This is a genomic window from Streptococcus sp. NLN64 (genome assembly GCF_015831295.1).
Taxonomy (GTDB): domain Bacteria; phylum Bacillota; class Bacilli; order Lactobacillales; family Streptococcaceae; genus Streptococcus.
Map to the genome: position 1 here is coordinate 21,377 of NZ_JADXDQ010000020.1, position 11,161 is coordinate 32,537.

The following is an 11,161-nucleotide window of genomic DNA, read 5'->3' on the forward strand; positions in this document are numbered from 1 at the left end:
AGGTAGTATTTTATGGCGACACCGAATATTGTAATGGCGCGTGTTGACGAACGTTTGATTCATGGACAAGGTCAGTTGTGGACAAAGAGTTTGGGGTGTAACACAGTTATTGTTGCAAACGATGAAGTGAGTGAAGACCCTATTCAGCAAACATTAATGAAAACTGTTATTCCAAGCTCTGTTGCAATGCGCTTTTTCTCCTTGCAGAAAGTTATTGATGTCATTCACAAGGCCAATCCAGCTCAGACGATTTTTCTGGTGATGAAAGACTTACCAGATGCCTTAACCCTCGTCAAAGGAGGGGTTCCTATTCAAGAGTTAAATATCGGGAATATCCATAATTCTGAGGGAAAAACTCAGGTGACACGTTCCATTTTCTTTGGACCTGAAGATAAAGCTGCTGTCAAGGAATTGAGCGAGGTTTATCATGTTCAATTCAATACCAAAACAACTCCATCTGGTAATGATGGTGCTGCTCAGGTTAATGTCTTGGACTACATTTGATTTTCTGTGGCTAAACTCATTTCAACAATTTGAAGGAGAGTAATTATGACAATTAGTATCATACAGGCCGTCCTTATCGGTCTTTGGACAGCCTTTTGTTTTAGCGGTTTGTTGCTTGGTATTTACACAAACCGAAGCATCGTTCTCTCATTTGGAGTTGGTCTCATTTTGGGGGATCTTCCTACGGCCTTAACCATGGGAGCCATTAGTGAATTGGCCTATATGGGATTTGGAGTAGGAGCAGGTGGAACTGTACCTCCAAATCCAATTGGACCTGGTATCTTCGGAACTCTAATGGCGGTTACTAGTGCAGGCAAAGTCACTCCAGAAGCAGCTTTAGCTCTATCGACTCCGATTGCGGTCGGGATTCAATTTTTACAGACGTCAGCCTATACCATTCATGCTGGTTCTCCAGAATCCGCTGTGAAACACTTACGGGCAGGGAATATCTCTAAGTTTAGAGGTGTTGCAAATCGTACCATCATTACCTTTGCTGTTGTTGGATTTGCCCTAGGATTTTTAGGAGCCTATTCAATGGATACTCTGCTAAGTCTTGTGGAGCTTATCCCACCAGTATTGTTGAATGGACTTAGTGTAGCTGGTAAAATGCTTCCAGCCATTGGCTTTGCCATGATTCTATCCGTTATGGCCAAGAAAGAATTGATCCCATTTGTTCTTCTAGGCTATGTTTGCGCTGCTTATTTAGAATTGCCTGTTATTGGAATCGCCATCGTCGGAAGTATTTTTGCCTTGAAAGAATTTTTCAACAAGTCAGAACAGCCCGTAGTTAAACAGGAGGAGGCCCAAGATGACTGGATCTAAACTAAGTAAAAAAGACTATATCACAACATCCTTAAGAGCCTTTTTCCTTCAGAATGGTTTTAACTATAACAATTATCAGGGGATTGGCTATGCCAATGTACTATATCCAGCCTTTAAAAAACATTTTGGAAATGACGAAAAAGCTCTTTATAAAGCTTTGGAAAAGAACTGTGAATTTTACAATACCAACCCACACTTCTTACCTTTTATCACCAGTCTTCACTTGGTAATGCTGGAAAATAATCGCCCCGAAGATGAAACTCGAGGCATTAAAATGGCCTTGATGGTCCCCTTAGCTGGAATCGGTGATTCCCTATCCCAATTTGTCTTAGCGCCTTTGCTATCCACCATTGCTGCCTCCTTGGCAGGTCAAGGGTTGGTCCTAGGTCCAATCTTGTTTTTCCTTGGGATGAATATCATTCTAACCAGTATTAAATTGTTGACAGGTCTTTATGGTTATAAATTCGGAACAAGTGTCATTGACAAAATGAGTGAGCAAATGGCAACGATTTCGAATATAGCGAACATCATTGGTGTCACTGTTATTTCTGGCCTAGCAGTAACATTTGTCAAAATTCAAGTGCCGATTACTTTTGCTGCAGGAGAAGTCCAAGAAGAAGCACAACAAAGTATTGTATCTATTCAAGGAATGTTGGATAAAATTGCACCAGCCTTACTGCCAGCTTTGTTTACTCTATTTGTTTACTACCTCATTAAAAGTAAAAAATGGACTACCTATAAATTAGTTATCTTAACTGTTATTATTGGAATTATTGGAAGCTGGCTTGGAATCCTTGCCTAATCTTATCCCTCCCATAGTTCGAACTCTCCAGATAAATTGCTGATTGTATTGAGTAAGAAGATCTTGCCACCATCTCCTTGTCTTAATTCATACCAATTTAATTTCAAAATCAGAATACTCAAAGCAGTTTGAAATCTGACTCGAATCTTAATTTAGGAATTGAAGAAGAGGTTTAACAAGGTTCAGATTTTGAACTGCACAGAGTATCAGTTTATTGCCACCTCAAAGGTTATTGCATCTTGGAACCGGGTTGATAATCTCGAGAGGAAGAGGAGAGTTAGGGAGAGCTGTGATTAGGCTTGATTTTGAAATAAACTTAGAAAGAGAGGTGTAGGTTTTCCTAGCCTCTTTCTCTATTTTCCTTGAAAGGAAGAAAAGGAGCAGAGTATGTATAGTCAATCAGTCCTAGAGATATTAGAACAAGGACAGCAACCAGCTCTTAAGTCTGTGTTAAAGTCTGCGAAGCTATTGCTAGAAAACATTTTTGTGTTTGATGATAATTGGGATATGGAACCCTGTTTAATTCCCTATAGACTATCTCCTTTGAGATGGGATATGGATTGTCATGGTGATGAGGAATGGCTGTTTATGTTAAATCGCCAAGAATATTTGTGGAAACTAGGCCTTGCATTTCAACTTTCTGGAGATTCTTCCTATCTTGAAAAAATAAAGGATTTCATGGAATCTTGGATTGCTCAAGTTCAAGAATTTAGTCCCAAAGATTTGCGTTGTCGGACAATGGATACTGCCATTCGTTGCATCAGTTGGAGTAGAGTCATTCCTTTGTTAAGAGACAATGCAGTGATTGATGACGAAGAGTATTATAACCTGTTGCAATCTCTTAAAAATCAGCTAACCTTCCTGAAGTCCAACTATAGACCCAAAGATACTTTAAGTAATTGGGGCATTTTTCAAACGGTTGCCATCTTATTGGTAGATTATGTATTCGGAAATGAGGTGACGTTAGAATCCGAAAGGCAATTTGCTGATGCAGAAATTTTGACACAAGTTCAAACACAGATTCTTGAAGATGGTACCCAGTTTGAGCAATCATTTCTCTATCATGTTGAAGTGTTTCAGCTCTTGTTAGAATTAGCTTATCGAATCCCTAAATATGCAGTGCTTTTGTCCGATACTTTGAGAAAAATGGGGAACTATGTGTTATGGATGACAGGGCCTGATGGGCATAATATAGCTGTAGGCGATAGTGATATTCACGCGCTTCATGACGTCCTTCAATTTGCAGCTATTGTTCTAGAAGATGCAAATTATCTCCTAGACATCCCGGATATTCGACGGCTAGATTTAAAAGTTCTCTTCTTGGTTGGAGAAGAGGGCTTAGACACTTTTCAAGGTTTGATTCCAGTTAAGCCGCCTCAAGGAGGCAAGTATTTTTCCGAGATTGGACATAGCCTTATTCGTGAAGAAGACTCTTTGATTTTTTTTAAAGCTGGTCCTATGGGAAGTGGTCATAGCCACTCCGATCAAAATCAACTCTGTCTGTATCATCGTAGTAAACCGATTTTCATTGATCCTGGTCGTTATACTTATCGAGAGTGCCGCGAACGTTATTTTTTGAAAAGCAGCCTAGCCCATAATGTCTGCTTATTGGATGATGTTCCCTCTGAACAAATTGAAAACTCTTGGAGTTATCACTCTTATCCGTATCTGATTAATCACACTTTCAAAAGTCGAAAAGATTGTCACTTGCTCCAAGGTGTTTATCAGGCCCAACTTACGAACGGTTCATCTTTTTGGCATGAGCGACAAGTATTGAGCGTTGGCGCCGACCTTATTTTCTTGTTTGATATTCTAGATTGTTCCGGTGAACATACCTTGAGGACACAGTTTGTTCTAAGTCCGGATTTGAATTTTTTAGAAAATAAAATAGGGGATTTACAGATTTATAGCGAGAAAAATTTTGTGTTAACGGATAGTCTCTATTCTCCTCGGTACAATCAATTGGAAGCAACCAGTAAAATTGTTAGACAGGAATCTTTTCAGGATCACTTGGCGACAGTTACTGTCATAGCTGAGCAGGGGTTCACGGTGAAAAAAGTACCTGTTTTCAGGTCAAATCAGGAACTCTTTCCTCATGCCAAGGCTTTTTCATGTAAGCGAACTGAAGATGAAGACTATCTCATCCTCTTTCAGGACAGAGAAATCTATCGAGGTGAAAAACTACTGGTGGTTGATGGTGTCAAACTTCGGGGAAAATGCATTGTTTATAATCGTAAAACCAAGGAAATACGACGCTTGCGCCATTAGTTAAGTAAACAGTTTGCCTTCTGATTTTACTTATGTTATGCTTAAAGTGAAATAGAGAAAAAAACCTTGTAACACAAGGGGTTAACCGCTTTCTTTTGAGAAAATAATAGCAAATGTCCATAACTTAAAGGGAGAGGTGAGGGTATGTCAAAAAAAGTGACGATTAATGACGTAGCTAAGTTAGCAAATACTTCAAAAACTACGGTTTCTTTTTATCTAAATGGAAAATATGACAAAATGTCAGAAACTACACGAGTTCGGATTCAACAAGCCATTCAAGAGACAGATTATAAACCAAGCATTATTGCGCGTGGACTAACTTCTAAGCAAACGAAACTCATCGGCGTTCTTATTGGAGATATTACCAATAGTTTTTCCAATCAGATTCTAAAGGGGATCGAAGAAGCAGCTAATGACAAAGGCTATCAAGTCATCATCGGGAATAGTGATTATAGTCAGACTAGTGAAGATCGCTATATTGAAAGCATGTTGCAGCTTGGTGTAGACGGTTTTGTGATTCAGCCGACCTCCAATTTCCGGAAATACTCTCGTATTATCGACGAGAAAAATAAAAAGATTGTTTTTTTTGACAGTCAGCTCTATGAGTACAACAGCAATTGGGTAAAAACCAATAACTATGACGCTGTTTACGACACTATTCAAAGTTGTATCAAAAAAGGCTATGAAAAATTTATATTGATAACTGCAGATCCAAGTCGACTCAGTACACGGATTGAACGAACTTCTGGTTTTATTGATGCTTTAACAAATGTCCATAAAAGTTACAGTGAGTTAATCATTTCAGACGTTCAAACAGATGTGGGTGAATTGGAGACTTTTTTAAAGCAAGAAATTGATGCAGAAAAACCGACCTTAATTTTTGCTCCTAATTGCTGGGCACTCCCTTTGGTTTATACAACGATGAAGAATCTTGGTTGTGATATGCCTCGCGTTGGTTTACTTGGATTTGACAATACCGAATGGAGTAATCTGGCATCACCAACGGTCTCTACAATTGTTCAACCAGCTTTTGAAGAGGGAAGTAAGGCAACTCATATTTTAATTGATGACATCCAAGGATTGAATGAAGAGGAGAAACATCAGGTTTTGAACTGTTATGTCAATTGGAATGAATCTACGAATCTCTAGTCAGATTTTAGACTAATGTATTTTGAAAAAGCTTCTTTGGAATATTCTTTCAAAGAAGCTTTTTGGGGTTTGAATGGTTTCTATTTTTTAGATAATGGATAGACATTTATCTCTTTTTTATGTATAATGTGTTTAATAAAACACACAGGAGGTTTTTATGTTTTCTGGTCAACGATTAAGAGACTTGCGCGAGAAGCAAGCGAAGACACAAGCGGATGTTGCACTGGTTTTAGGAATTAACAGAGCTTCTTATGCTAGTTGGGAGTTGGGACGGGCCAAACCAAACCAAGCGAATTTGGAAAAATTAGCTGCACTTTTTGAGGTGGAAGCGACCTATTTTGAATCGGAATATGCCATTGTTCATCCGTATTTACAACTAAACGCTAGCAATAAACTGAAGGCCGAGGACTATGTTGAGAACTTACTGGAAGCTCAAGTAGCAGCAGAAACCAAGTCCAAGGTGGTGCCATTGTTTGCGGTTCAGGTGCTAGATCAGGTGCCGTTATCAGCTGGTTTTGGGGAGGTCTATTACGATGAGCAATCCTTCCAGACCGTTTATACAGATCAGGAGTATTCTTATGATTTTGCTTCCTTTATTCAAGGGGACTCCATGGAGCCTAAATACTTTGATGGGGAGGTGGCCTTATTTGATGATGACGGATTTGACTATGACGGAGCTGTTTATGCCATTTCCTTAAATGGACGTGCTTATATCAAGCGGGTATACCGTGAACCGGAAGGTTATCGTATTGTGTCCTTTAATTCCGATTATGCAGATATGTTCGCTGGTCCTGAGGATGATTTTCGGATTGTCGGCAAAGTTATTGGACATTTCCGACCTGTGGAGGAGGTGTAGTATGTGGAAGAGAATCAGTCAATAGAGCTCTTTGATTATAGCCGGGAGCCTCGTAGTGATATAGCTTTCGTTGATATGAAGTCTTTTTATGCGAGTGTGGAATGCGCTATGCGGGGATTGCACCCGCTCAAGACTTCCCTATGTGTCATGAGTCGAACTGACAATTCCAATGGCTTGATTTTGGCTTCTTCCCCGCTCTTTAAACAGGTGTTTGGTAAGTCTAATGTGGGACGGGCGCGTGATTTACCCTTTGATATCCGAACTCGGCGTTTTTCCTATGGAGTAGCTCGCAGGCAGGGGTTACCTACAGATTCTGCCTATGTGGCCTTTGTTGAAGAGTGGGCGCGAAACAGTTTGATTGTCCCACCTCGAATGGATCTTTATATTGAAAAAAATATGGAAATTCAACAGGTATTCCAGCAATATGCAGGCTTAGAGGATATTCTACCCTACTCGATAGACGAGGGCTTTTTAGACCTAAGCGCTTCCCTGAATTACTTTATTCCAAACCCGAGTCTCAGTCGCAAAAAGAAATTAGAGATGGTGAGTGCTCGAATCCAGCGGGATATCTATCGTAAGACAGGTGTTTACTCAGCTGTAGGTCTTTCCAACGCCAATCCTCTTTTAGCAAAGTTAGCACTAGATAATGAGGCCAAAAAAACGGCAACAATGCGAGCTAACTGGTCTTATGAAGATGTGGTACAAAAGGTCTGGTCTATTCCTAAATTAACCGATTTTTGGGGGATAGGGGAAGCGATGTCCAGACGGCTACAGCACCTTGGTATTTACTCTATCCGTCAGTTGGCTGCAGCTAATCCAGATCAATTGAAGAAGGAATTGGGTGTTTACGGGGTTCAATTGTGGTTCCATGCCCACGGGATTGATGAAAGTAAGGTTCAACGTCCCTATAAGCCAAAATCTAAGGGGCTAGGGAATTCCCAAGTTCTCCCCAGAGATTATGACCGACAGGAAGAGATTGAACTTGTTCTAAAAGAGATGGCAGAACAAGTAGCCATTCGACTACGAAAGCGGAAGAAGAAGACAACCAAGATTTCAATCTACATTGGGTACTCCGGCTTCGATGAGAAAAAGTCTTTCCGAAGTCAGATGCAGGTGGAGCCCGTTAACCAGACTGAAATGCTGCAGCAATATGTCCTGCAACTGTTTCGTAAAAAGCATACCGGTGGCTCTGTCAGAAGAATTGCTGTTTCCTATGGATCTTTTGTTAGTGAGGAATTGACCCTGCTGAATCTGTTTGAAGACCCAGAAGAAATACTGAAAAAAGAACGCCTGCAGTTAGCTGTTGATCAGATTCGGCAAGAGTTTGGTTTTGCTAGTCTGCAGAAAGCGACGGCCTTGACGGAGGCTTCTCGTTCTTTGGCTCGTAGTAAGCTAGTTGGAGGACACTCTGCTGGTGGATTGGATGGTTTAACATGATTGACCGCAACTATCTTCCCTATCAAACAGCGCGTGATTACCGAGATTCGGGTATGCAAAAATGGATGGGCTTTTTCTTATCAGAGCATGTGACCTCTTTAGAAGCGGACAGAAAACAAGTGGATTTGTCTTCTTCCTTGTCTAGATTGGATATTTTAATTCGTTTAGGCCAACTCTACCAGCATCAAGCACAAGGTGCTATTGTTAGTAAACAGAGAGGGCAAAGAACATCCTATCAAGGACTGGTCAGTGAACTGGGAACTGAAACTGTGACCTTGAGAACCAGTGAAGGGTATCGTAGAGTCCAAATAGACGATATTTTAGAATTAAGTCTTGTGGAGGTATTGGATGAATCGGAAGGCAATCTATGATGATCTATTACAATTAGACTATTTCTCAGATTCTTACCTAACTTTTGAGGAAGATTTTCACCGTTATTACAAGGGAGTGGATCCTTTGACCTTTTTAGTTGATGATATTTTGCTGACAATGGCTTTGAAGCAAACCAATTATTTCCGACTCCATAAAACCAAGAGTCGAGATGGGGCAGACCATTATTTTTATTTTAAAATCCGCAGCCCAAAAGAAAATCCCAAGGTTCGGATTTATGATTATCAAGGGATGGACCAACGAAAGAATTCTGAGAAAACAACATAAGTTCATTTCGTTCCAAATCAAAACTGCAGCCAAGCGGGAGATTCTGTGACGTATCAGGCTGGCTGCAGTTTTATTTTCGTTATCAAGTATCAAACTAAACAGGATTGGCCTGCCATTTTTCTAGAAGTCTGGTTTGTTCTAACTGACCGTCCTCATCCAATCCTTGTAAGCTTTCAATAAAAGCAATCATTTCTGAATTCGGTTTAGGAACGATTTGTCCTAGCGCCCAGATGGCAGTAGCAACGTGGATCTTATTTTGAGATTTATCAATGATTTCAAGTAGTTTGGGAATGGCAGAGCGATCACGGCTATTGGCCAGAGCAATAATCGCATTTCTTTGAAGAATATTCTTTCCACGCCAAGAGCCGGCTACCTGACCGAACTTTTCTTTAAACTGTCCATTACTCAACTCCAAAAACGGGAGGAGTTGGGGATGAGCCAGTTCAGGATCGATATCCGTGTGCGCCTGATTCAAGATCCCCTTGTTATAAGGACAAGAAATTTGACAGATGTCACAACCATAAATCACAGATTTGATTTTTTTACGGAATTCTAAATCCATCATTCCTTTGTCTTGGGTTTGGAAAGAGAGGCAGCGTTTGGCATTCATACTGCCATCCCCAATGAGACAAGACGTCGGGCAAGAGGTCAGGCAGCGGGTACAATCCCCACAGCCATTGGGAACGGGCTGGTCTGGTTCAATTTCTAGATTGGTGATTAGCTCACCCAAGAAAACATAGGATCCGTATTCTTCAGTAATGAGAAGGCCATTTTTTCCGATAAAGCCTAATCCAGCCCGTTGAGCGACAGCGGTGTCGACAAGAGCTCCTGTATCGACCATGGTCTTGTATTCTAGATCAGTATCCAATTGGCAAATAGCTTGGGCTAAGGCCTCCATTTTTTCCTGCAGGAGGAAGTGGTAGTCCCGTCCCCAGGAAGAAGGAGTGAACTTACCTCGTTTAAACTCAGACTTTTCAACCGGCTGTGGCAATTTATGAGGATAGGCTAGTGCGATAGAAATGATGGTTTTGGCAGACTTTAAACTGAGTTTTGGATCCAATCGTTCCTCAAGAATCTTGTGTTCAAATCCTGATGACCGGTCCTCTTCTTGGGCTAATCGCAACGATTTTTCTAAATAGTTGAAGTCATCTGCTGTGGTAAATCCAATTTTCGAAATCCCTATTTCCTGGGCTAGCGCTTTAATCTCTTCCTTGATATTCATAGCCCCATTATACTTTAATTTTTTTGAAATAAAAATAACAAGGATATGTTTATGTAAAAAAATAAAAAAGTTTGTTAAAGTTTCACATAAGATTTGTGAAGCAGTTCCAGAAATAGTATTCCATAAGAAACGGTTAATGGGCCTACAAGAAGATGTAGGCTTGAGGTTCTAGAGCATTGCAAGAGCCTACATCCTAGATGAAAGGAGCTGTCGCTATGCACCTCACAGATAAAGACTTAGTGGTCAAACAAGCAGTCCGCAATCAAATTCGCGGAGCAAAAGAAGCACAGGAAATCCTGGGTACATGGTCGTAAGAACAAATCGACGACCTGGTAAAAGCAGTCGCAGAGGCAACCTATGCCAAACGCGAAGAATTGGCTAAAATGGCCAACGAAGAAACCGGCTACGGAAAGTGGCAGGATAAGGTTGCCAAGAATACCTTGGCTTCCATGGGAGTTTAGGACTTGGAGACTGGAATTCTTCGTCGAGATGAGGAAAAGAAAGTCATGGAAGCAGCGGTGCCAGTAGGTGTCATTGCAGCCTTGATTCCATCTACCAGCCCAACTTCTACCGTTATTTTCAAGGCAATGATTGCCTTGAAAACAGCGAATTCTATCATTTTTTCACCACGTCCAAGTGCAGCTCAGTGTATTCAAGCGACTGTGGATGTGATTCGCCAAGCTTTGAAAAAGTTTGGAGCACCAGAAAATGCAGTCAACTACTTAGAATATGCTTCTCTGGAAGCTACACAAGAATTGATGGACGATCGAGACACTAAGATGATTCTGGCAACCGGTGGAAAAGCCATGGTTAAGGCAGCTTATTCCTCTGGACCACCAGCCATTGGGGTGGGACCTAGGAATGTACCTTGCTACATTGCGAAAACAGCTAATATTCCTTTAACAGTTGAGCGGATTATTGGTTCTAAAACCTTCGATAATGGTGTTATCTGTGCTTCAGAGCAATCTGTAATCATGGATGAGGCTATCGCTGAAGCTGTAAAAGAAGAGTTTATAAAACAAGGTTCCTACTTCATCACTGGAGAAGACGCAGACAAGTTTGACAAGTTGATGATCCAAGGAAACGGTCTTATGAATCCGGCTATGGTCGGAAAAGATGCGCAAACCCTCGGAAAAATTGCTGGGGTAGACATCCCCGAAGATGTCAAGGTCATTATTCACGAAGAAACTCAGGTCGGTCGCGACTACTCATATTCCACTGAAAAACTCTGCCCAGTTCTAGCTTTCTATAGTCTTTTATTTGAAAATAACACAGTAAAAAAGCGCAAAAAAACACTATCTGTGTTATACTTAAGGCGAACATATTTAAAAATGTCTTAAGGATGTTGCCGCATCCCTAATGCTCTTGCTGCTTCATAAGTTTGATGTGTTTTCAAAAGTTTGTAGACAATTCTTAGTATCTTATGAGCACAAGCGATAACAGC

General features: G+C 40.8%; 11 protein-coding genes. 10 read left to right on the plus strand and 1 reads right to left on the minus strand.

Going from position 1 to position 11,161, the window contains the following annotated elements; genetic code table 11:
- Positions 1–12 precede the first annotated feature (12 nt).
- From I2503_RS04480 to I2503_RS04520, 9 genes are all read left to right on the plus strand, one after another.
- A complete protein-coding gene (locus tag I2503_RS04480; RefSeq protein WP_196967168.1) occupies positions 13–504 on the plus strand; it encodes a PTS system mannose/fructose/N-acetylgalactosamine-transporter subunit IIB in 492 nt (163 codons plus the stop codon).
- Positions 505–549: 45 nt separating this feature from the next.
- Entirely contained in the window at positions 550–1,326 is a 777-nt protein-coding gene (locus I2503_RS04485) for a PTS mannose/fructose/sorbose/N-acetylgalactosamine transporter subunit IIC (RefSeq protein WP_196967169.1), read from the plus strand.
- Entirely contained in the window at positions 1,313–2,128 is an 816-nt protein-coding gene (locus I2503_RS04490) for a PTS system mannose/fructose/sorbose family transporter subunit IID (protein ID WP_196967170.1), read from the plus strand. The genes I2503_RS04485 and I2503_RS04490 overlap by 14 nt, the downstream gene beginning before the upstream one ends.
- Before the next feature lie 387 nt (positions 2,129–2,515).
- On the plus strand, positions 2,516–4,396 hold the full coding sequence (locus I2503_RS04495; protein WP_196967171.1) for a heparinase II/III family protein: 1,881 nt from the start codon (positions 2,516–2,518) through the stop codon (positions 4,394–4,396).
- Between the two features lie 144 nt (positions 4,397–4,540).
- A complete protein-coding gene (locus I2503_RS04500; protein WP_196967172.1) occupies positions 4,541–5,545 on the plus strand; it encodes a LacI family DNA-binding transcriptional regulator in 1,005 nt (334 codons plus the stop codon).
- Positions 5,546–5,702: 157 nt separating this feature from the next.
- Positions 5,703–6,401, plus strand: a complete 699-nt coding sequence (locus tag I2503_RS04505) for an XRE family transcriptional regulator (protein WP_196967173.1) — start codon at positions 5,703–5,705, stop codon at positions 6,399–6,401.
- A gap of 21 nt (positions 6,402–6,422) precedes the next feature.
- Entirely contained in the window at positions 6,423–7,838 is a 1,416-nt protein-coding gene (locus I2503_RS04510) for a Y-family DNA polymerase (RefSeq protein WP_196967178.1), read from the plus strand.
- Entirely contained in the window at positions 7,835–8,209 is a 375-nt protein-coding gene (locus I2503_RS04515; RefSeq protein WP_196967174.1) for a hypothetical protein, read from the plus strand. The genes I2503_RS04510 and I2503_RS04515 overlap by 4 nt, the downstream gene beginning before the upstream one ends.
- Entirely contained in the window at positions 8,187–8,495 is a 309-nt protein-coding gene (locus I2503_RS04520; RefSeq protein ID WP_196091512.1) for a DUF5960 family protein, read from the plus strand. The genes I2503_RS04515 and I2503_RS04520 overlap by 23 nt, the downstream gene beginning before the upstream one ends.
- Before the next feature lie 94 nt (positions 8,496–8,589).
- Here the strand turns inward: I2503_RS04520 and queG are convergent, their stop codons facing one another.
- Entirely contained in the window at positions 8,590–9,717 is a 1,128-nt protein-coding gene (gene queG / locus I2503_RS04525; RefSeq protein WP_196967175.1) for a tRNA epoxyqueuosine(34) reductase QueG, read from the minus strand.
- Positions 9,718–10,181: 464 nt separating this feature from the next.
- Between queG and I2503_RS04530 the strand changes: the two genes are divergently transcribed.
- Positions 10,182–11,057 carry an aldehyde dehydrogenase family protein gene (locus I2503_RS04530; protein ID WP_196967176.1) on the plus strand — a complete coding sequence of 292 codons (876 nt, stop codon included), beginning with the start codon at positions 10,182–10,184 and terminating at the stop codon, positions 11,055–11,057.
- Positions 11,058–11,161 lie beyond the last annotated feature (104 nt).